Here is a 21,073-nt window from a genome sequence, read left to right as displayed (position 1 = left end):
TTCGTGAACGAGCTGATTGGTCGCGTTTTCCAGTTCGAGAAGACCATCTACCCCGCCAGCAGCGATCTCTTCGCCAAGCTGTCGACCCACGGTCAGGAGCCCAAGGCGCTGATCGTATCGTGCGCCGATTCGCGCATCGTACCCGAGCAGATCATGCAGGCCGATCCCGGCGATCTGTTCGTCTGCCGTAACGCGGGCAACATCGTGCCGCCCTATGCGGCGCAGACCGGCGGTGTCTCGGCGACTGTCGAATATGCCGTCGCGGTGCTGGGCGTGCGCGACATCATCGTGTGTGGTCACTCGGACTGCGGCGCGATGAAGGCGCTGGCCGCGCCCGCGCTGCCTGAGGGCATGCCCGCCGTCGCCAACTGGCTGCACCACGGCTCGGCCGCCAAGCATATCGTCGACAGCTGCCACGGCCATCTCGAAGGCGGTGAGCGCGTGCGTCGCCTCAGCCTTGAGAACGTGATCGCGCAGATCGCCCACCTTCGCACCCATCCCTCGGTCGCTGCGGCGATGGCCAAGGGCGAGATGGCGCTGCACGGTTGGTTCGTCGACATCGGCGCCGGGCAGGTGCTGGGTCTCGATGGCGAGACCGGCCAGTTCGTGCCGCTGCGCGAAGGCCAGCCGCTGCCCGTCGCTGTACCGGCGATGGTCCGCACGGCGAGCGAGGCGCTCTTCGCCGAGGCCGCCGAGTAATGGCCGCCGGCGCCTCCCCCCGGACGCGTCGGCCTCGACCGCGCCGGAGGCTTCGGCTTCCGGCAGCGGCCCGCTGCGCTTCTTCGGCCGTGATTTCACCGCCTCGATCGTAGTGTTTCTGGTGGCGATGCCCCTGTGCATGGGGATCGCCATCGCCTCGGGCGTACCGCCCGAGCGCGGTCTGGTGACCGGGATCATCGGCGGTATCGTCGTCGGCCTGTTCGCCGGATCGCCCCTTCAGGTCAGCGGCCCTGCCGCAGGGCTGGCCGTGATCGTCTTCGAGTTCGTGCGTGAGCATGGCCTTGAAGCGCTTGGCCCGGTGCTGCTGCTCGCAGGACTGTTTCAACTTGTCGCAGGCGCGCTGCGGATGGGCGGCGTGTTCCGCGCCATTTCTCCCGCCGTCGTCCACGGCATGCTTGCCGGGATCGGCGCGCTGATCGTGATCGGCCAGTTCCATATCCTGTTCGACGCCAAGCCGATGCCGAACGGGTTGCAGAACCTTTCGATGATGCCCGAGCGCGTGCTGGGCATCTCGCCCATGAACTGGGCCTCGGCCGAGTTCGCGCTGATGATCGGCCTTGTCACCGTGGGCGTGATGCTGGGCTGGGAAAAGCTGCGCCCGGCCTCGATGAAGCTGGTGCCCGGCGCGCTGCTGGGCGTGCTGGCGGCGACGCTGATCGCCTGGTTGGGCGGCCTCGACGTTGCGCGGATCGCGGTGCCGGACAATCTTTCGAGCGCGATTTCGCTGCCCGGCGAAGGCTTCCTGGCAACGCTTGCCAACCCCACACTGGTCATCTCGGCGCTTGCCATCGCCTTTATCGCCAGCGCCGAAACGCTGCTTTCGGCGGCGGCTGTCGATCGCATGCACGATGGCGTGCGCACGCTCTACAACAAGGAGCTGCGCGCGCAGGGTATCGGCAACATGCTGTGCGGCCTGCTCGGCGCGCTGCCGATGACCGGCGTGATCGTGCGCAGTTCTGCCAATGTGCAGGCAGGCGCAAAGACGCGCCTGTCGACGATCCTGCACGGCGCCTGGATACTCGGCTTCGTGGCGCTGCTGCCTTGGCTGCTGCGCGAAGTGCCGATGGCGGCGCTTGGCGGTGTGCTGGTCGTCACCGGCTGGCGCCTTATCAGCCTGAAGCACGTGCGCCATCTGTTCAGCGTTCACGGCCCGCTGCCGGCGGCGATCTGGGCGGTGACATTCGTGTTGGTCGTCACCACCGACCTGTTGACGGGCGTGCTCGTTGGTCTTGGACTGTCGGCGCTCGAACTGCTGCCGAACCTGCGCCACCTGAAGCTCCATGCCGATCATCATGACGACGGCGAAGAGGCGCGGGTGAAGCTGGGCGGAGGCGCGACCTTCCTGGGGCTGACCAAGCTCAATGCCCTGCTGGAGCGCGTGCCCGGCGGGCGCAGCGTCCATCTCGACCTGCACGGCGTGAAGGCGATGGATCACACCACCGCCGAGACGCTCAGCGAGTGGCTGGGACGCCATCGCCAGAGCGGGGCCGAAGTGGTGGTCTCCGGCCCGCCGACCATATTGCGACCTTTGGGGCACGCGGCCTGAGCGCCGCCATAGGCTGACAACGAACACCGGAGGACCCGGACCCTCACACCGGGCCTTCTACCTCAAGCCGGATGGACCTCCCACGGGTTCATCCGGCTTTCTTTATGCCTTGCGCAGACTCTCCGAAGGATCGCGGAGCGAGCGCAGGAACTTGCGACAATCATGCTAATGATTCGCATTCTGTAACGCAAAAAGCACACTTCTTGGCGTTCGAGGTGCTTTAAATTCTCAGTGGTATGTAAAAATATCAATAAAAATCATAACATTACAGTCAATTTCTACATTCTTTCGCGTATGCGAAATCTTCCTTGCAGTTATTGCGACGTAGTTTCATTAGCGACACATATTTCGTAATGTAACAGGGGGAATGAATGTCGCTTGCCCGTCTACGTGAATCTCTGGCCTCGGGTGCACCCGCCTATCTCGCGCTCTCGTGCTTCGGCATGGCCGCCACGCCTGCGCTGGCACAACAGGCCGATGAACCGAGCGAGACCAACGCCACGCGCCTTCAGGGCGTGACCGTCTCGGACTCGGCCGTCGATGACAGCATCAAGGTGGATCATGTCGCTTCGCCCAAGTTCACCCAGCCGCTGCAGGACACCCCGCAGACGATCCAGGTGATCAACAAGACGCTGTTCAACCAGCAGGGCGCGACCACGTTGGCCGAAGCGCTGCGCAACACGCCGGGCGTTGGCACCTTCTACGCCGGTGAGAACGGCACGACTTCCAGCGGCGATGCCATCCGCATGCGCGGCTTCGATACCTCGAACAGTATCTACGTCGATGGCGTCCGCGATATCGGTTCGGTTTCGCGCGATATCTTCAACACCGAGCAGGTCGAAGTGACCAAGGGCCCCGCAGGCACCGACAACGGTCGCAGCGCGCCCACCGGCGCCATCAACATGGTGACGAAGCGCGCCAATCTCGACCAGTCGATCTCGGGCATCGCCTCGGTTGGCGTCGACAACCAGAAGCGCGCCAACGTCGATGTCAACATGCCGCTCACCGCGCTGCCCAACACGGCGCTGCGCGTGAATGCGGTGTGGCAGGACAGCGACGTTCCGGGTCGCGACCACGTCAACAACAGCCACACCGGCCTTGCCGCCTCGCTCGGCACCGGGCTTGGCACCGCGACCCGCGTGTACCTGAACGTCCTGCATGTCGATCAGAACAACGTGCCAGACGGTTTCGTGCCGACCATCGGCCTGCCGGGCTTTTCGTCGCCGGGCGGCGCGATCGACGCGATTGCCAATCGCCCTGTCGATTCCTCGAACTTCTACGGCACGCGTCAGGATCATGACGACGTGAAGGCCAACATGGCCACGCTGATCGCCGAGCACGATTTCTCGGACAGCGTGAAGCTGACGAACACCGCGCGCTGGGGCAAGACCTCGCAGGACTACCTGCTGACCTCGTTCATGAGCACGGCGGCCAACGTCACCTACAATGCGGCAACCGACACCTACTATCTCGCGCGCAGCAACCCGACGATCAAGGACATCAGCAACCGCATCCTGACCGATCAGCTGAACCTGCGCGCCGATTTCGCGACGGGCCCGGTCCAGCACAACCTCAGCGCAGGGCTTGAAATCACCAGCGAGAAGCAGCTCAGCTACGCGTATTCGACGTCGGGCGCAGCGCCGCTGGCCAACCTCTACGATCCCGACTGGGACGATACCGGCAGCACCTACCTCTATTCGCGCAACGGCGGTATTTCGCGCGGCCAGACCGATACCTATTCGGCCTACCTGTTCGATACCGCGAAGTTCCTCAATGACATGGTGCTCGTCACCGGTGGCGTGCGTGTCGATCACTACAAGACCGACTACTTCAGCAGCGCGGCCTGCGGTGGCACCGGGCGTGGTGCGGTGACTTGCCCGACCGGCTCGGTCGCGGGTGACATCGTGACGACGGCGGACCTGTCGAAGAAGGGCACGCTGTTCAACTGGAAGCTGGGCGTGGTGGTCAAGCCGGTCGAACCGGTCAGCGTCTATGTGAACTACGCGATCTCGCAGCAGCCTCCGGGCGGCGATGCCTTCACGCTCAGCGCGTCGAGCACCGCAGCCAACGGAATCGACGGGATCAAGCCGCAGAAGGCCAAGACCATCGAGGGCGGCGTGAAGTGGAGCGCGCTGGACGGTCGACTGGCCGTGAACGCGGCGGTGTTCCAGACCAAGGTCGATAACGAAATCGACTCGACCGACCTCGACGATATCCAGAGCGGCTCCAAGCGCGTGCGTGGTTTCGAACTGTCGGCCATCGGCAACGTGACCGATGCCTGGTCGATCATGCTGGGCTACAGCCACCAGAAGACCAAGGTGACGAGCGGCCCGGTCGTCAACGCCGACGGGTCGAGCAGCCTGGCCTATCAGCCGGACGATTCGTTCACCTCGTGGACGACCTATCGCCTGCCGTTCGGCCTCGAACTGGGTGGCGGCGTTCGCTACATGAGTGGCATGAAGCGCGGCACCGACGGTGCGGTGGGCACGCCTGCCTACACCAAGGGCTACACCGTGGTTGATGCGATCGTGTCCTATGCGCTGACCGACAACATCAAGCTGCGCGTCAACGCCTACAACCTGTTCGACAAGGACTACGTCGCGGCGATCAACAAGAGCGGTTATCGCTACACGCCGGGGACGCCGCAGACGTTCCTGTTCAGCGCCGACTTCAACTTCTGATCGCCAACCGGCATCGGATCGGCAAAATACGAAAGCGGCAGGCGAGCGATCGCCTGCCGCTTTCGCGCTTCCATCGAAGGCCATACCTGCCATGCTGTTGCACATTCCCAACGTACTGACCGCCGACGAAGTGGCCGAGTTCCGGCGTCGGCTCGATGCCGCTGACTGGGCGGACGGGCGCGAGACGGTGGGCGCGCAAGGGGCGCAGGTGAAGCGCAACCAGCAGTTGCCCGATGCCTCGCCGCTCAAGGAGGAACTGGGCAAGGCGATGCTGGCGGCACTGCGCCGCAGTCCGCTGTTCTTTGCCGGCACGCTGCCGCGCAAGATCCTGCCGCCGCGCTTCAATCGCTATACCGGCGGTGGCGAGTACGGCTTCCATATCGACGGCGCGGTCATGAACCTGGGCGATGGCGAGCACTTGCGCTCGGACGTGTCGTGCACCGTGTTCCTCAACGATCCCGACGAATACGAGGGTGGCCGTCTGGTGATCAGCGATACCTACGGCGAACACCGCGTGGCCCACCGCGCAGGCGACGCGGTGATCTATCCGTCGTCCAGCCTGCACCGCGTGGAGCCGGTGACGAAAGGCGCGCGCCTTGCCTCGTTCTTCTGGGTCCAGAGCCTCGTGCGCGACGATGCCCAGCGCCGCATGCTGTTCGAGCAGGACACTTCGATCCAGAAGCTGACGATGGACGGCGCCGATGCGGATGCGATCCTGCAACTCACCTGCGTCTACCACAACCTGCTACGGCTATGGTCTGATACCTGAGGTCAGCGCTTCGAAATTTCGCTTCGACAAGACGAAATTCGCCTCGACGAGGCAGGGGCAATCGGCTAATCGCCGTCTCCTTCCGATGGCTGGCCTGCATCAGCGGCCCAGCCGGACCGGCCGAAACCGGCCCGGATGCGGGTGTAGCTCAATGGTAGAGCAGCAGCTTCCCAAGCTGAATACGAGGGTTCGATTCCCTTCACCCGCTCCATTTTCCTGATATTTCAATAGATTGACTGACGTTGGGCGCTTGTTGGTCGCTTGTGTCGTGGCTATCGCCCGTTCGCGCCTTGCGAGCAGGAACAGGCAAGAAATCGCCTGCTTCCGACATTCATCTTCGCGCGTCTGCGGCGCAAGGATAGCAGGGTTCCCGAGAGATCGGGCCTTCCTGCTCTGCAAGATGAAAGAGGTTCATTCCATGTCCGAACGCAAGATCGCCATCGTTACTGGCGGTAGCCGGGGTATCGGCCGCAACACCGTGCAATGCCTCGCCGCGCGCGGCGTCGCGACGATCCTGACCTACAATGCCAACCGGGAAGCCGCCGAGGAGGCCGTGGCGCTGGCCGAGGCGGCTGGGGCGCTCGCACTGGCGCTGCCGCTCGATGTAGGCGATGCCGCCTCGTTCGCGGACTTCGCGGGCAAGGTCGGTAAGGCTCTGGCCGCATGGGGCGCCGAGCGGTTCGACTATCTGGCGAATATCGCGGGCACATCGTCCGCCGCGAAGCTGGAGAGCATCACCGAAGCCGAGATGGACGCACTCTACCGGGTCCACCTGAAAGGCCCGATGTTCCTGACGCAGGCGCTGCTGCCGCTGCTGAACGACGGCGGGCGGATCGTGAACATTTCCTCGGGGCTGGCGCGGGTGCCGTTTGTCGGACGTATCGGATATGGCCCAATCAAGGCGGCGGTCGAGGCGCTGACCCGCAATATGGCGGCGGAACTGGGCGATCGCGGCATCGTCGTGAACACCGTGGCGCCCGGCGCTATCGCCACTGATTTCAGCGGCGGCGTGGTGCGCGACAATCCCGAGGTCAACAAGATGGTCGCCGCGCACACCATGCTGGGCCGCGCCGGGACGCCGGAAGACGTGGGGCCGGTGATCGCCGCGCTGCTCTGCGATCCGCTGGGCTGGATCAATGCCGAGCGGATCGAAGTGGCGGGCGGCATGAAGGGGTAAGAGATCGTTTGAAAAATGCCTGCGGGGCATTTTTAGGCGGCACCGGCCCGCGCCCCCACCCTACCACCCGCAGGATACTACCGTTGGGTGGTAGGGTGGGGGCGTGGGCCGGTGCCGCAAAATTCGCGTTCTGCGAATTTTCAAGCGAACTCTGAGAGATCGTTTCAAGAGATTGCGCATCGGGCGGGCCGAAGCGGATTGGCATTCGCGTCGGCCTCGTCTATCCGGGCGTTCGGAGAGCGGGCTCGCCCGCGCTCCGAACAGATCGCGCCGGTGCCCCGACAAGGGGCTTAATCGGGAATGCGGTGCGGAAGTTCGCTTCCAAATCCGCGGCTGTCCCTGCAACTGTAAGCGGATAGCGCGATGCACAGGCTCTCCTTGAGGGGGCGGCCACTGGACCCGCGCGGAACATCTCCGCGCATCCGGGAAGGCGTGCATCAAGCTGTGACCCGCGAGCCAGGAGACCTGCCGGCGCCCCGGTCGCTCTTGCCCAGGTCCAGGGGATGGCCTTGGCACGGTGAAGTTTTCCGTCTGAGCGACGAAACGGTGCGGCTGGGGCTGCACGGTTGCGTGGTCACGGGTGCCTGTCGCGCCCGCCCGTCGTCGCGCGCCGGTCGGAAGCAAGGCTCCCGGCAAGTCCCGCTGCGTGTCTCGCTCAAGGCGCGCGGGAAACTGTTGCCATGTCCGCTTTCGGATCGCCTGCCGCCGCATCTGCCTCTACCGATCTTGCCAAGGTGCCGGTCACCATCGTCACCGGGTTCCTCGGCGCGGGCAAGACCACGCTCATCAGCCACCTGATCCGCAATGCAGGCGGGCGTCGTCTGGCCGTGGTGGTCAACGAGTTCGGCACGATGGGCGTCGACGGCGACATCATCCAGTCCTGCGCGATCCCCGATTGCCCGGTGGAGAACATCGTCGAGCTCGCCAACGGCTGCATCTGCTGCACCGTGGCGGACGATTTCATCCCGACCATCGAGACGCTGCTGGCGCTGGAGCCGCGCCCTGATCATATCCTGATCGAGACGTCCGGCCTCGCGCTGCCCAAGCCGCTGCTCAAGGCGTTCGACTGGCCGGCGATCCGCAGCCGCATCACCGTAGACGGCGTGCTGGCGCTGGCCGATGCCGAGGCGGTCGCCGCCGGGCGGTTCGCGCCCGATCTCGAAGCGCTGGACGCTCAGCGCGCTGCCGATCCGGGGATCGATCACGAGACGCCGCTGTCCGAAGTGTTCGAAGACCAGCTCGCCTGCGCCGATATCGTGCTGCTGACGAAGGTCGATCTGGCGGGGCCAGAGGGCGTGGCCGCCGCGCGCACGGTGATTGCGGCCGAAATGCCGCGCGAGGTGCCGGTGATCGAACTGGCCGAAGGGGCGATCGACCCGCGCGTGATCCTCGGCCTCGAAGCGGCTGCCGAGGATGACCTCGCCGCGCGCCCCTCGCACCACGATGGCGAGGACGAGCACGAGCATGACGATTTCGACAGCGTGGTCATCACAGGGGGCGAGATCGCCGATCCCGAAGACCTCACCCGCCGCATCGAGGCGCTGGCGCGCGATCGCAATATCCTGCGCGTGAAGGGCCATGTCGCGGTGGCGGGCAAGCCGATGCGGCTGCTGGTGCAGGCGGTCGGCGCGCGGGTGCGCCAGCAGTACGACCGTCGCTGGGAGGCAGGCGAGCCGCGCGTCACCCGGCTGGTCGCGATTGCCGAGCGTGCCGATATCGATGCCGAAGCGATCCGCGCCGCGCTGATCGACTGAGCGGGGGTCCGGCAAGGCGAGCAGGCCGATGCACGTCATCTTCCGCGAAACGCACGGGATGGAGGAAACCGCCATCCCGCAGGATCTGGGGCAGGCGCCTGCGGATCTCGTGGTGCTGTCGTTCTCCGACAGCGACCTCGGCGCCTTCGCGGGCGGCTGGCACGCGGCGCGCGATGCCGACCCGGATTTCCCGACGCTGCGGCTGGCGAACCTTGCCGCGCTGCTGCATCCCTTGTCGGTCGATACCTATGTCGAGCGCACGCTGGAGGGCGCGAAGGCGATCCTCGTCCGGCTGATCGGTGGGGCGCCGTACTGGCGCTACGGCCTGCAACAGCTGGAACTGCTCGCCCGCCGTCGCGGGATCGCGCTGGCGGTGCTGCCGGGGGATGGGCAGCATGATGCGCGACTGGAAAGCGCCTCCACTCTGCCGCCCGAGGTGCTGGCGGACCTGTCCCGCCGTTGCGAGGCAGGCGGCGCGGATGCGGCGCGCGGGGCGCTGACGCTGCTGGCGCGCATCGGCGCCGGGTATCGCGGCGAGGTGCCGGAGTGTGTGCCGCTGCCGCTGGCCGGTGGCTGGCATCCGCAGTCCGGGCCGTGCGATCCCGACGATGTGGTGCCTGACGATGTGGCGTCTGACGGGCGTCCGCTCGCGTTGATCCTGTTCTACCGCGCCTATCTGGCCGCGCACGATGTCGATCCTTTCGCGACGCTGCACGCGGCGTTCGAGGCGCGGGGCTTCCGTACGCTCTCGCTTTATGTGCCCTCGCTGAAGGAGCCCACGGCGCGCGCGCAGGTCGAGCGCTGGATCGCGCGCCTGAAGCCCGCCGCCATCGTCAACGCCACCGCCTTTTCCGCGCGCGACGAGACCGGGCATTCGCCGCTCGACGCTGCGGGCGTGCCGGTGTTCCAGATCGCGCTGGCGACCGCCCCGCGCGAAGGCTGGGCAGGCAGCACACGCGGGCTTTCCGCCGCCGATCTTGCCATGCATGTCGTCCTGCCCGAGATCGACGGACGCCTGTTCGCAGGCGTCGCCAGCTTCAAGCAGGCGGGCGAGCATGACGCCGACCTCGGCCTCGCGCGCAGCATCCACCGTGCCGAGCCGGAGCGGATCGCCGCCATCGTCGCGCGCGTTGCCGCTGCCGTCGATCTCGCGCGCACGCCGCCATCGGCGCGCAAGCTGGCGCTGGTGCTCTCGACCTATCCCGGCAAGGCGCAGCAGATGGCACATGCCGTCGGCCTCGATGCGCTGGCCTCCGCCGAGGCGGTGCTGCACGATCTGGCCGAGGTCGGATACGACACGCATCCGGCGGGCGATCTCGCCACGGCACTTCAGACCCAGACCATAACCTGGCCGCTCGCCGCTTACCGTGCTGCGCTGGAAGGCCTCGATCCCGTGCTGAGGGACGAACTCTTCGCCGTCTGGGGCCAACCGGAGACCGATCCGGCGGTGCAGGGTGAGCGTATTCACTTTGCCGCCATTGCCTGCGGCAGCGTCACCCTCGCGCTCCAGCCTGAGCGGGGCGATGTGGCCGCGCGCGACGAGGATTATCACGACACCACCCGCTGCCCGCGCCACGGCTATGTCGCGTTCTACCTGTGGTTGCGTGCGCAGGGGCTTCAGGCGCTGATCCACATGGGCGCGCACGGCACGCTCGAATGGCTGCCGGGCAAGGCGGTGGCGCTGTCGGGCGCCTGCTGGCCCGAGGCGCTGATCGGGTCGCTGCCGGTGGTCTATCCCTTCATCGTCAACGATCCGGGCGAGGCCGCGCAGGCCAAGCGCCGGATCGCCGCCGTCACCATCGGCCATGCCCCGCCGCCGATGGTCGAGAGCGGCATCGGCGCAGGCCTTGCCCGGATCGAGGCGCTGCTCGACGAGTTCTCCAACGCCGGAGGCCTTGACCCCGCGCGGCGCGACCGCCTCCAGCTTGCCATCCGCGACGAGGCGGCGGCTCTCGGGCTGGCCGAGGAACTCGGGCTCGACAGCGCGATGTCGCTGGTCGAGGCGATCACCCGGATCGACCGCTTCGTGTGCGATGTGAAGGACAGCCAGTTCGGCGATGGCCTGCACATCTTCGGGCGGGGCGAGCAGGGCACTGCCGAGCGCGCCGGTCTGCTCGCCGCGCTGGACGGCGCGCGGGTGGCGCCGGGGCCTTCGGGTTCGCCCTATCGCGGGCGCAGCGATGTGCTGCCGACCGGACGCAACCTCTACACCATCGATCCGCGCGCCGTGCCATCGCGCACCGCCTATGAGCAGGGCGTGGTGCTGGCCGAGGAACTGCTGCGCCGCCATCTGCAGGACCATGGCGACTATCCGCGCGGGCTGGTGATCGACCTGTGGGGCTCGGCGACGATGCGCACGGCGGGCGAGGAGTTCGCGATGGCGCTGCACCTGCTGGGCGCGAAGCCGGTGTGGGACAATGCATCGGGCCGCGTGACCGGCGTGGAAATCCTGCCGCTGGCGATGCTCGACCGCCCGCGCATCGATGCCACCTTGCGCGTCTCGGGGCTGTTTCGCGATGCCTTCCCCACGCTGCCGGTGCTGTTCGGGCAGGCGGTGCGCGCGCTGTGCGAGCGCGACGAGCCCGAGGACTGGAACCCCTTCACCTCCGAAAGCGCCGGTCCGCGCGTCTACGGGCCGCAGCCGGGGCGCTATGGTCTGGGCATCGGCGGGGCGGCGGAAGACTATCGCGAGGCAGCGCGCATCGCTGCGGGTGAGGCGTGGCTGGCGGCCTCCGACCATGCGCTCGACACGTCCGACGGGCAGGCGGACCCCGAAGGCCTGCGTCGCCGGGTCGCCGGGGCGGATGCTTTCGTGCATTTGCAGGATCTGGCCGAAACCGATCTGCTGCTGGCGGCGGACTATGCCGCGCACGAGGCGGGCTTTGCCGCCGCGCAGGATGTGGCCGGGGGAAGCTCGGCGCTCTACCACCTCGACAGCCGCGATCCGACGCGCCCGGTCGCGCGCACGCTGATCGAAGAGATCGCCCGCGTGGTGCGGGCTCGTGCTGCGCATCCCGGCTGGATCGCCGGAATGATGCGCCACGGCTTTCGCGGCGGGGCGGAACTTTCCGCGACGCTCGACCACCTTGGCGCCTTCGCGCATCTGGGGCAGGGCCATGCGACAGGGGCCGTGCCCTCGCACCTGTTCGATCTCTATTACGACGCGACGCTGGGCGAAGCGGTAGTGCGCGCCTTTCTGGAACAGGCGAACCCGCAGGCGCTGGCGGCGATGGAAGCGCGCTTTGCCGCGCTCCACGCGGCGGGGCTGTGGACGACGCGGCGCAACTCAATCCTGACCGATCTGGCCGAACGGGAGGCGCGGTCATGAGCGCGTCGCAAGGCACTTTCGCCATCCGGGGCTGGTGCCCCGACGCATGGCGACCGATGGCGGCAGGCGATGGCCTGCTGATGCGCGTCAAGCCCCGCCTCGCGCGCCTCTCGCGCGAGCAGGGACTGGCGCTCGCAGGACTTGCGCGCCGCTTCGGCAATGGCCTGATCGACGTGACCAGTCGCGCCAATCTGCAACTGCGCGGGGTGCAGGAAGCGGGCTGGCCGGAGTTGCTCGACAAGCTGGTCGCGCTCGCTCTGGTCGATGCCGAACCGCTGCGTGAGGCGCGCCGCAATGTGCTGGTCGCGCCGGACTGGCAGGTGGGCGATGATACGCATCGTATCGCCTTGGCCTTGCTCGACAAGCTGCCGGAATTTCCCGAACTGCCCGGCAAGATGGGCTTCGTGATCGATGCCGGTGCTGCGCCGATGTTGCGCGAAGAGCCGGGCGATTTCCGCATCGAGCGGGGGCTGGATGGTGCCCTGATCCTGCGCGCCGATGGCCGCGAGGCGGGCGCGCCGCTGGCACCGGGATCGGAAGTCGAGGCGCTGCCGGGGCTGGCGCAGTGGTTCGTCGCGAGCGGCGGCGCGGCCTCGGGCCGGATGGCCCGGCACCATGCGGCTTTGCCGGATTGGGCGGCGGAGGCGGTCGCGCCAGCAGCCGGTGCAGCGCTTCCCGATTCCGGCGTGCATCCGCTGGGAACGCTCGTCGTCCTCCCGTTCGGACAGGCCGATGCGGCGCGTTTCGAAGCCCTGCTGGACCATCCGCAAGCGACGGGCTTGCGTTTTCTGCCGGGGCGCCGGGTGCTCGTCGAGGGTGTCTTCGACGATGCGCTGGCCGATCCTGCCGATGCCGCGCTGCTCCATGTCGATGCCTGCCCCGGCGCGCCGCAATGCCCGCAGGCGAGCGTCTCCACGCGCGATCTGGCCCGTGCGCTGGCGCCGCTGGTGCTCGGGCGGCTGCATGTCTCGGGCTGTGCCAAGGGCTGCGCCCGCTCGGCCCCTGCCGACCTCGTGCTGACCGGGCGCGAGGGTCTTTTCGATCTTGCCTTCCATGCCCGTGCCGGGGCGCCGCCGGAGCAATCCGGCCTGACGCCCGCCGACCTGCTTGCCCGATTTGGAGCCGCCTGATGCCGCATCTTTATGAAACCGATGGCGCGGCGATCTACCGCCAGTCCTTCGCCACGATCCGCGCCGAGGCCGACCTGTCGCGTTTTTCGGCAGAGGAGGAGCCGGTCGCCGTGCGCATGATCCACGCGGCGGGCATGGTCGATCTGGCGCCGCATATCCGCTTCTCGCCGGGCTTTGCCGAGGTCGCGCGCGCGGCGCTGGCGGCGGGCGCGCCGGTCCTGTGCGATGCGCGCATGGTCTCCGAAGGGATCACCCGCGCGCGCCTGCCGGCGGACAACGCGGTGCTCTGTACGCTCCACGATCCGCAAGTGCCCGCGCTGGCGCAGGCGATGGGCAATACCCGCTCCGCCGCCGCGCTCGAACTGTGGCGCCCGCATCTGGCAGGCGCGGTTGTCGCGATCGGCAATGCCCCGACGGCGCTGTTCCACCTGCTCAACATGCTGGAGGACCCGGCCTGCCCGCGCCCCGCCGCGATCATCGGCTGCCCGGTCGGCTTCGTGGGCGCGGTCGAATCGAAGGCGGCGCTGTGGCAGGCGATGCCGGTGCCGTGCTGTGTGGTCGAGGGGCGGCTGGGCGGAAGCGCGATCACCGTCGCGGCACTCAACGCACTGGCGAGCCGGGCGGAATGAGCGGGGCGGTGACATCGGGCAAGGTCTATGGCGTGGGCCTCGGCCCCGGCGCGGCGGACCTGATGAGCGTGCGCGCAGACCGGCTGGTGCGCGGCGCGCGCCACGTCGCCTATTTCCGCAAGGCGGGGCGTTCGGGCCACGCGCGCCGCATCGTCGAGGGGATGTTGCGCGAGGATGTGATCGAGATCGCGCTGGAATATCCCGTTACTACCGAGATCGCGCTGACCGATCCTGCGTACAACGTGGCCCTGTCCCGCTTCTATGCCGGTTGTACCCGTTCTCTGCGCGATGTGCTGGAGAAGGGGGAGGATGTGGTCGTCCTGTGCGAGGGCGATCCGTTTTTCTACGGCTCTTTCATGCACTTGCACTCGCGCCTGAAAGACCATGCGCCGGTAGAGGTGGTGCCCGGCATCACCGGGATGGCGGGGGCATGGCATGCCAGTGGCGTGCCGATCACCTGGGGCGACGATGTGCTGACGGTGGCCATGGCAACGCTTCCCGAGGCGGAACTGGCGCGTCGGATCGCCGATACCGATGCGCTGGTGGTGATGAAGATCGGGCGTAATCTCGGCAAGTTGCGCCGCGCGGTCATCGCCGCCGGTCGCGAGCACGAGGCGTGGCTGGTGGAGCATGCGGCGATGCCCGCAGAGCGCGTCACCCCGCTGGCGCAGGCCGAGGCGGTCGCGCCGTACTTCTCGATCCTGCTGATCCACGGACAGGGGAGAAGACCATGATGTCAGCAGGATGGCTGTCCATCGTCGGCCTCGGGCCGGGCGATGCGGCACTGGTGACGCCCGAAGTCACCGCCGCACTGGCCGAGGCGAGCGACGTTATCGGCTATTTCCCCTACGTCGCCCGTGTCGCGCCTCGCGAAGGCCTGACGCTGCACGGCTCCGACAACCGGGTGGAACTCGATCGCGCGCGACTGGCGCTCGAACTGGCCGCCAAGGGCGCGCGCGTCGTCGTCGTTTCCTCGGGCGATCCGGGCGTCTTCGCAATGGCTTCGGCGGTGTTCGAGGCGCTGGAGGCAGCACCGAAGGAATGGCGCGATCTCGACATTCGCGTGCTGCCCGGCATCACCGCGATGCTGGCGGCCAGCGCGCGCGCCGGGGCGCCGCTGGGGCACGATTTCTGCGCGATCAATCTCTCGGACAATCTCAAGCCCTGGGCCTTGATCGAGAAGCGCCTGCGCCTTGCGGTGGAGGCGGACTTCGCCATGGCGTTCTACAACCCGCGTTCGAAGGCGCGCCCAGAAGGTTTCGCGCGCGTTCTGAACACCTTGCGCGACGTCTGCGAGCCGGAGCGGCTGATCCTGTTCGCCCGTGCCGTCAGCACGCCAGAGGAAGAGCTGCGCGTCGTCCCGCTCGCCGAGGCAACACCTGAAATGGCCGACATGCGCACGATGGTGATCGTCGGATCGAGCCGGACCCGGCTGATCGCGCGCAAGGGAAATCCGTTGCTCTACACCCCGCGCTCGGTGCCGGAGGGCACGGCGTGACCCAGCCAGCGCAGCACCGCGTCGATATCGTGCGTCTCGTGCCGTTCGGGCACGGCCGGGCGGTCGATCATCACCACGCGCAGGCTGAGAGCGCGCGCTGCGGCCAGTTTCGCGGCAGCGCCGGTGCCGCCCGCGTTCTTGCAGACCACGACCGCGATGCCGTGCGCGGCCATCAGTGCGCGGTCGCCCTCGACGGTGAACGGCCCGCGATCGACGACGAGGCTGTGGCGGGGAAGCACGGGGGGCGTATCGGGCGTATCGACGAAGCGCAGCAGATAGTGGTGCTGCGGCTGCGCGGCAAACGCCTCGACATGCATCCGCCCGAGCGCCAGCATTACCGACCGCGCCGGTCCTTCGAGCGCGGCGACAGCCTCGGGAATATCGGCAACCCGCGTCCAGCGGTCGCCTGCGACCGGCTCCCACGCGGGACGGGTGAGCGCGATCAGGGGAATGCCTGCCTCATGGGCGGCGGCCACGGCATGGCGACTCATCGTCGCCGCGAAGGGATGGGTGGCATCGACCAGATGGGTCACACCGTGCTCGCGCAGGTACGTGGCGAGGCCCTCGACGCCGCCGAAGCCACCGATCCGCACCGGCACCGGCTGCGCGCGAGGCGCGTGCGTGCGCCCGGCATAGCTCAGCGTCGCGGCGATGCCTGCTGCCGCCAGCCGCTGCGTCAGCGCGCTCGCCTCGGTGGTGCCGCCCAGCAGCAGGACATTCGGCATGGCTGACATGGCACCTTCCGCATGGTTGACGATCGTCGGCCTTGGCGAGGACGGGTTCGATGGCCTTTCGACAGCCGCCCGCCGCGCGCTGGCCGAGGCCGAACTGGTTGCCGGATCGGCGCGCCATCTGGCCCTGTCGCCCGGCCTTACGGGCGAGACGCTCGAATGGCCAGTGCCGTTCGCGGATGGCGTTGCGCGGTTGCTTGCCCATCGCGGTCGGCGCGTGGTCATGCTGGCGTCGGGCGATCCGTTCTGGTTCGGCGCGGGGACAAGCCTTGCGCGGCATCTCGGTCGTGAAGAGTGGGTCTCGTATCCGGCGCCGTCGACTTTCTCGCTGGCGGCTTCCCGGTTGGGCTGGGCCTTGCAGGACACCGCCTGCCTTGGCCTGCACGCCGCGCCGCTGGAGCGCCTGCGCCCGCATCTGGCGCCGGGCCGCCGGGTGCTGGCGCTGCTGCGCGACGGCGATGCGGTGGCGGATCTGGCGGGCTATCTCGACGTGCTCGGTTTCGGGGCTTCGACGCTGCATGTTCTGGAGGCGCTGGGCGGCTCGCGTGAGCGTCTGCGCTCGGTCCGGGCGGGTGATTATGCGCTGGAGGACGTGGCACACCCGGTTGCCGTGGGCATCGATCCGGCAGGCGATGGTATCGTGCTGCCCCTCTGTTCGGGCCTGCCCGACGATCTGTTCGAGCACGACGGCCAACTGACCAAGCGCCCGGTGCGCGCACTGGCCCTCTCCGCGCTGGCGCCGAGGCCCGGCGAGATACTGTGGGACATCGGTGCGGGCTCGGGTTCGATTTCGATCGAGTGGCTGCTGGCGCATCCCGCCAACCGGGCGCTGGCGATCGAGAGCGATGCTGCGCGCGCCATGCGGGCGAAAGCGAACGCCGCGCGGCTCGGTGTGGACCGGATCGAGGTCCTGACGGCGCGCGTGCCACAAGGTTTGCCGGATGGGCCGCTGCCGGACGCGGTGTTCGTCGGCGGCGGCGTGTCCGAGGCGCTGCTGGAGGCGCTCTGGGCGATGCTGCGGGACGGCACGCGGCTGGTGGCCCATGCGGTGACGCTGGAATCCGAGGCGCTGCTGGCGCGCTGGCATGGCCTGAAAGGGGGCAGCCTGCTGCGGATCGAGCTGGCCGATGCCGTGCCGCTGGGGCAGCGCAACGGCTGGCGCGCGCGCTATCCGGTAGTGCAGTGGAGCGTGACGCTGTGATCGTCGCGGGCTTCGGATTTCGCGCAGGCGCCGGAGTCGCGTCGTTGCAGGCCGCGCTGGCACTCGCTGCCGAGGGCACACCGGCCGTCACCCATCTGGCGACGCTGGAAGACAAGGCTGACGCGCTCGCCCCACTGGCCGAATGGCTCGGCCTGCCGGTGATCGCGGTATCGCCGGAGGCGTGCGCCACGGTTTCGACCCTGACCCGATCCATGGCCAGCATGGCCGCGCGCGGGCTGGGCAGCGTGGCCGAGGCGAGCGCCCTGGCCGCTGCCGGTTCCGGTGCGCGACTGGCGGCCCCACGCGCCCTTTCTCCCGATGGCATGGCGACCTGCGCCATCGCCTCCACCATTGATGCTTCTTCGCAAGGATCTTTTGCAGCATGACCGTCCACTTCATCGGCGCCGGACCCGGCGCGCCCGACCTGCTGACCCTGCGCGGACGCGATCTGATCGCGGCGAGCCCGGTATGCCTCTATGCTGGATCGCTGATACCGGAAGCGGTGCTGGGGCACTGTCCTGCGGGCGCGCGGATCGTCAATACCGCGCCGCTGGATCTCGATGCGATCATGGCGGAGATCGCGGCGGCGCACGCGGCCGGGCAGGACGTGGCGCGGCTCCATTCCGGCGATCTTTCGGTCTGGTCGGCAATGGGCGAGCAGGTGCGGCGCCTGCGCGCGATGGGCATTCCCTTCACGGTGACGCCGGGTGTCCCGGCCTTCGCGGCGGCGGCGGCAACGCTGGAAATGGAACTCACTGTGCCCGAACTCGGCCAGTCGCTGGTGCTGACCCGCACGCCGGGCCGCGCCAGCACGATGCCCGAGCGCGAGAGCCTCACCAATTTCGCGGCGACCGGCGCGACGCTGGCGATCCACCTCTCGATCCATAACCTTGCGCGGGTGGTGGCCGATCTGGTGCCTGCCTATGGAGAAGACTGCCCCGTCGCGGTGGTCTGGCGCGCGAGCTGGCCCGACGAGCGGGTGGTGCAGGCGACGCTGGGCACGATCGAGGCGGCAGTCGCGGGCAGCATGGAACGCACTGCGATCATTCTCGTCGGCCCGGTGCTGGGCGTGGAAGAGGCCGCGGAAAGCAGCCTCTATGCGCGCGGCTACGACCGCCGGTTCCGTCCGCAGAGCGCGGCCTCACCGTTCGCCGAGCGCTCCGAATGAGCATGCTGTCCTTGCCACCGGGCCTGCTGATCGCGGCGCCTGCATCGGGCACGGGCAAGACCACGGTCATGCTCGGCCTGCTGCGTGCGTTGACCGATGCCGGGCTGGCGGTGCAACCGTTCAAGAGCGGCCCGGATTATATCGACCCGGCGTTCCACGGCGCGGCCTGCGGGCGGCCTTCGTTCAATCTCGATAGCTGGGCGATGGACGCCGGGCTGCTCGATGCGCTTGCGGGGCGGGCGAGCGGCGCCGATCTGGTGCTCGCCGAAGGTTCGATGGGGCTGTTCGATGGCGTCGCGAAACCCGGCGCGACGGGCAACGGGGCGAGCGCGGACATTGCCAAGCGCATGGGCTGGCCGGTGCTGCTGGTGCTCGATGTGTCGGGGCAGGCGCAGTCTGCTGCTGCGACCGCGCTGGGCTTTGCCAGGCTCGATCCCGATCTGCCGTTTGCGGGCGTGATCCTCAACCGCGTCGCCAGTCCGCGCCACGAGCGACTGATCCGCAAGGGCTTCGAGGCGCTGGGCATCCCGGTGTTCGGGGCGCTGCCGAGGCGCGGCGACCTGACGCTGCCGGAGCGGCATCTCGGGCTGGTGCAGGCCATCGAGCATCCCGCACTCGATCAGGCGATTGCCGATTATGCGGCGTTCCTGCGTGCGCATGTCGATCTGGATGCCGTGCGCGCGGCAGCGCGGTCGCTGCCTCTCGGCGCGGGAGATTTTGCGGTAAGCCTGCCGCTTCCCCCTGCGCAGCGCATCGCCATGGCGCGCGATGCGGCGTTCTCGTTCACCTATCCGCACCTGCTGGAGCACTGGCGGCAAGCCGGGGCCGAGATCGTGCCGTTCTCGCCGCTGGCCGATGAGGCGCCGGATGCGGATGCCGACATGGTCTGGCTTCCGGGCGGCTATCCCGAGCTTCACGCAGGGACCATCGCGGCGGCCACGACTTTCCTCGACGGCCTGCGCCGTCACGCCGGGACGCGGCCCGTCCATGGTGAGTGCGGTGGCTACATGGTGCTGGGCGAGGCGCTGGTCGACAAGGCGGGGGAGGCGCACCGGATGGCCGGGCTGCTCGGCCTCGTCACCAGCCATGCGCAGCGCAAGATGCACCTTGGCTATCGTCATGCCCGGCTGCTGGCCCCGCTCTCGGGGCTGGCGAGCGGCACGGCGCTGCGCGGGCACGAGTTTCACTACACCACGATCCTCGAACAGCGCGACGCACCGCTGGCGCATGTCACCGACGCGGAAGGGGCAGAGGTTGCCGAGACCGGATCGCATCGCGGGCGCGTGACGGGCACGTTCTTCCACATGATCGCGGCGGCGGGGTGAGCGGCATGTCAGGCTCTTCCTCCCGGCTCGATCTGCACCTGATCGGCATCGGCACCGGCAATCCCGATCACCTGACCGCGCAGGCGGCCAAGGCGATGAACGCTGCCGACCTGATCCTGCTGCCGCGCAAGGGCGAGGCCAAGGCGGACCTTGTCGATTTGCGCCGCACGATCTGCGCCGGGGTACTCACCCAGCCGGTGCGGATCGCCGAGTTCGATATGCCCGAGCGCGCGCGGGAAGGCGATTACCGGCAGGCCGTGGAAGACTGGCACGATGCCATCGCGCGGGTCTGGCAGGGCGAGATCGACCGGCATTTGCCCAAGGGCGGCACGGTCGCGCTGCTCGTCTGGGGCGATCCCTCGCTCTACGACAGCACCTTGCGGATCGCCGAGCGGCTGACGCGGGCGGGGCGCGAGATCGCCGTGCGCGTGGCGCCGGGGATCACCAGCATCCACGCGCTTACCGCCGCGCATGCGATCACGCTCAACCCGCTGGCCGGATCGGTGACGATCACCACCGGGCGTCTGTTGCGCGATCATGGCTGGCCGCAGGCTGTGGATACCGTGGTGGTGATGCTCGACGGCGGCTGCGCTTTCGAGGGGCTCGACCCGGCCGGAATCACGATCTGGTGGGGCGCCTACCTCGGCATGGCGCACGAAGCGCTGGAGGCCGGACCGCTGGCCGCTGCCGCTCCCAGGATTGCTGCGCGCCGCGCCGAACTGCGCGCGCGTCACGGCTGGATCATGGACGTCTATCTCATGCGAAAGGAACAGGGCTGATGTCGCTCGATGAAACGCCCGCAGTCACTGCGGATACCGAGGCGCGCCATGCCGAGAAGATGCGCAAGAAGCAGGCCGCGCGCGGCAGGATCATGGAAGGCAAGACCCGCGAAAAGGGCCTGCTGATCGTCCATACCGGGAACGGCAAGGGCAAGACCAGCGCGGCGCTCGGCATGGTGGTGCGCGCCATCGGGCACGACATGAAAGTGGGCGTCGTCCAGTTCGTGAAAGGCGCGATGACGACCGGCGAGAAAGCCGTCTTCGATGCCTTCCCGAACAACGTCTCGTTCCAGCCGATGGGTGAGGGCTTCACCTGGGACACGCAGGACCGCGCGCGCGACATCGCCAAGGCCCGCACCGCCTGGGACGAGGTGAAGCGGCTGATCGCCGATCCCGACTGCCACATGGTGGTGGCGGACGAGCTGAACATCGTCCTGCGCTATGGCTACCTGCCGGTCGAGGAAGTGGTGGAGGTCTTCGCCGCACGGTCGGAAATGAAGCACATTATCGTCACCGGTCGCAACGCGCCCGACGCGCTGATCGAGGCGGCGGATCTCGTCACCGAGATGACCATGGTCAAGCACCCGTTCCGCTCCGGCGTGAAGGCGCAGGCGGGGATCGAGTTCTGAGCCTCGTC

General features: G+C 68.1%; 18 protein-coding genes, 1 tRNA gene and 1 riboswitch. Of the genes, 18 read left to right on the top strand and 1 reads right to left on the bottom strand.

Annotation, left to right across the window (positions count from 1 at the left end; translation table 11 throughout):
- Nucleotides 1–3: 3 nt before the first annotated feature.
- The 12 genes from CI805_RS01295 (at nucleotide 4) to cobJ (ending at nucleotide 15,232) form a co-directional block, all read left to right on the top strand.
- The gene (locus CI805_RS01295; protein WP_260925316.1) at nucleotides 4–699 is read left to right on the top strand and encodes a carbonic anhydrase; all 696 of its coding nucleotides are present in this window, start codon (nucleotides 4–6) and stop codon (nucleotides 697–699) included.
- 127 nt (nucleotides 700–826) lie between these two features.
- Nucleotides 827–2,266, top strand: coding sequence for a SulP family inorganic anion transporter (locus tag CI805_RS01290; RefSeq protein WP_260927695.1), 1,440 nt, complete (start codon nucleotides 827–829; stop codon nucleotides 2,264–2,266).
- A 371-nt stretch (nucleotides 2,267–2,637) separates the two neighbouring features.
- Nucleotides 2,638–4,947, top strand: coding sequence for a catecholate siderophore receptor Fiu (locus CI805_RS01285; protein WP_260925314.1), 2,310 nt, complete (start codon nucleotides 2,638–2,640; stop codon nucleotides 4,945–4,947).
- A 91-nt stretch (nucleotides 4,948–5,038) separates the two neighbouring features.
- On the top strand, nucleotides 5,039–5,716 hold the full coding sequence (locus CI805_RS01280; RefSeq protein ID WP_260925307.1) for a Fe2+-dependent dioxygenase: 678 nt from the start codon (nucleotides 5,039–5,041) through the stop codon (nucleotides 5,714–5,716).
- Between the two features lie 137 nt (nucleotides 5,717–5,853).
- Nucleotides 5,854–5,927: transfer RNA gene (locus tag CI805_RS01275), tRNA-Gly, on the top strand.
- Nucleotides 5,928–6,134: 207 nt separating this feature from the next.
- Nucleotides 6,135–6,893: an SDR family oxidoreductase gene (locus CI805_RS01270; protein WP_260925306.1), complete on the top strand. Its 759-nt coding sequence runs from the start codon at nucleotides 6,135–6,137 to the stop codon at nucleotides 6,891–6,893.
- A 254-nt stretch (nucleotides 6,894–7,147) separates the two neighbouring features.
- Nucleotides 7,148–7,381: riboswitch (cobalamin riboswitch) on the top strand.
- A 192-nt stretch (nucleotides 7,382–7,573) separates the two neighbouring features.
- On the top strand, nucleotides 7,574–8,647 hold the full coding sequence (gene cobW, locus CI805_RS01265) for a cobalamin biosynthesis protein CobW (protein WP_260925303.1): 1,074 nt from the start codon (nucleotides 7,574–7,576) through the stop codon (nucleotides 8,645–8,647).
- A 28-nt stretch (nucleotides 8,648–8,675) separates the two neighbouring features.
- Nucleotides 8,676–11,975 (top strand): cobaltochelatase subunit CobN, encoded by a 3,300-nt coding sequence (gene cobN / locus CI805_RS01260; protein ID WP_260925302.1) that lies wholly within the window; start codon nucleotides 8,676–8,678, stop codon nucleotides 11,973–11,975.
- On the top strand, nucleotides 11,972–13,105 hold the full coding sequence (locus tag CI805_RS01255; RefSeq protein ID WP_260925293.1) for a cobalamin biosynthesis protein CobG: 1,134 nt from the start codon (nucleotides 11,972–11,974) through the stop codon (nucleotides 13,103–13,105). Before cobN ends, CI805_RS01255 begins: the two co-directional genes overlap by 4 nt.
- Nucleotides 13,105–13,734: a precorrin-8X methylmutase gene (locus CI805_RS01250; protein ID WP_260925291.1), complete on the top strand. Its 630-nt coding sequence runs from the start codon at nucleotides 13,105–13,107 to the stop codon at nucleotides 13,732–13,734. Before CI805_RS01255 ends, CI805_RS01250 begins: the two co-directional genes overlap by 1 nt.
- Nucleotides 13,731–14,468 (top strand): precorrin-2 C(20)-methyltransferase, encoded by a 738-nt coding sequence (cobI, locus tag CI805_RS01245; RefSeq protein WP_260925289.1) that lies wholly within the window; start codon nucleotides 13,731–13,733, stop codon nucleotides 14,466–14,468. Before CI805_RS01250 ends, cobI begins: the two co-directional genes overlap by 4 nt.
- Entirely contained in the window at nucleotides 14,468–15,232 is a 765-nt protein-coding gene (gene cobJ, locus CI805_RS01240; RefSeq protein ID WP_260928028.1) for a precorrin-3B C(17)-methyltransferase, read from the top strand. Before cobI ends, cobJ begins: the two co-directional genes overlap by 1 nt.
- Here the strand turns inward: cobJ and CI805_RS01235 are convergent.
- Nucleotides 15,196–15,957: a cobalt-precorrin-6A reductase gene (locus CI805_RS01235; protein WP_260928027.1), complete on the bottom strand. Its 762-nt coding sequence runs from the start codon at nucleotides 15,955–15,957 to the stop codon at nucleotides 15,196–15,198. The genes cobJ and CI805_RS01235 overlap by 37 nt on opposite strands.
- Between CI805_RS01235 and cbiE the strand changes: the two genes are divergently transcribed.
- The 6 genes from cbiE to cobO are packed head-to-tail and all read left to right on the top strand — an operon-like array spanning nucleotide 15,956 to nucleotide 21,065.
- Nucleotides 15,956–17,164 carry a precorrin-6y C5,15-methyltransferase (decarboxylating) subunit CbiE gene (gene cbiE / locus CI805_RS01230; protein WP_260925287.1) on the top strand — a complete coding sequence of 403 codons (1,209 nt, stop codon included), beginning with the start codon at nucleotides 15,956–15,958 and terminating at the stop codon, nucleotides 17,162–17,164. The two genes, CI805_RS01235 and cbiE, sit on opposite strands and share 2 nt — an antisense overlap.
- Entirely contained in the window at nucleotides 17,161–17,550 is a 390-nt protein-coding gene (locus CI805_RS01225) for a cobalamin biosynthesis protein (protein WP_260928025.1), read from the top strand. Before cbiE ends, CI805_RS01225 begins: the two co-directional genes overlap by 4 nt.
- Nucleotides 17,547–18,332, top strand: a complete 786-nt coding sequence (gene cobM, locus CI805_RS01220; protein ID WP_260925285.1) for a precorrin-4 C(11)-methyltransferase — start codon at nucleotides 17,547–17,549, stop codon at nucleotides 18,330–18,332. The genes CI805_RS01225 and cobM overlap by 4 nt, the downstream gene beginning before the upstream one ends.
- On the top strand, nucleotides 18,329–19,657 hold the full coding sequence (locus CI805_RS01215; RefSeq protein ID WP_260925283.1) for a cobyrinate a,c-diamide synthase: 1,329 nt from the start codon (nucleotides 18,329–18,331) through the stop codon (nucleotides 19,655–19,657). Before cobM ends, CI805_RS01215 begins: the two co-directional genes overlap by 4 nt.
- A 5-nt stretch (nucleotides 19,658–19,662) precedes the next feature.
- Nucleotides 19,663–20,436, top strand: coding sequence for a precorrin-6A synthase (deacetylating) (gene cobF, locus CI805_RS01210; RefSeq protein ID WP_260925281.1), 774 nt, complete (start codon nucleotides 19,663–19,665; stop codon nucleotides 20,434–20,436).
- On the top strand, nucleotides 20,436–21,065 hold the full coding sequence (gene cobO / locus CI805_RS01205; RefSeq protein ID WP_260925279.1) for a cob(I)yrinic acid a,c-diamide adenosyltransferase: 630 nt from the start codon (nucleotides 20,436–20,438) through the stop codon (nucleotides 21,063–21,065). Before cobF ends, cobO begins: the two co-directional genes overlap by 1 nt.
- The last annotated feature ends 8 nt before the right edge of the window (nucleotides 21,066–21,073 follow it).

The organism is Novosphingobium sp. 9, assembly GCF_025340265.1.
Lineage (GTDB): Bacteria > Pseudomonadota > Alphaproteobacteria > Sphingomonadales > Sphingomonadaceae > Novosphingobium.
This window is presented reverse-complemented; position numbering and strand designations above follow the sequence as displayed.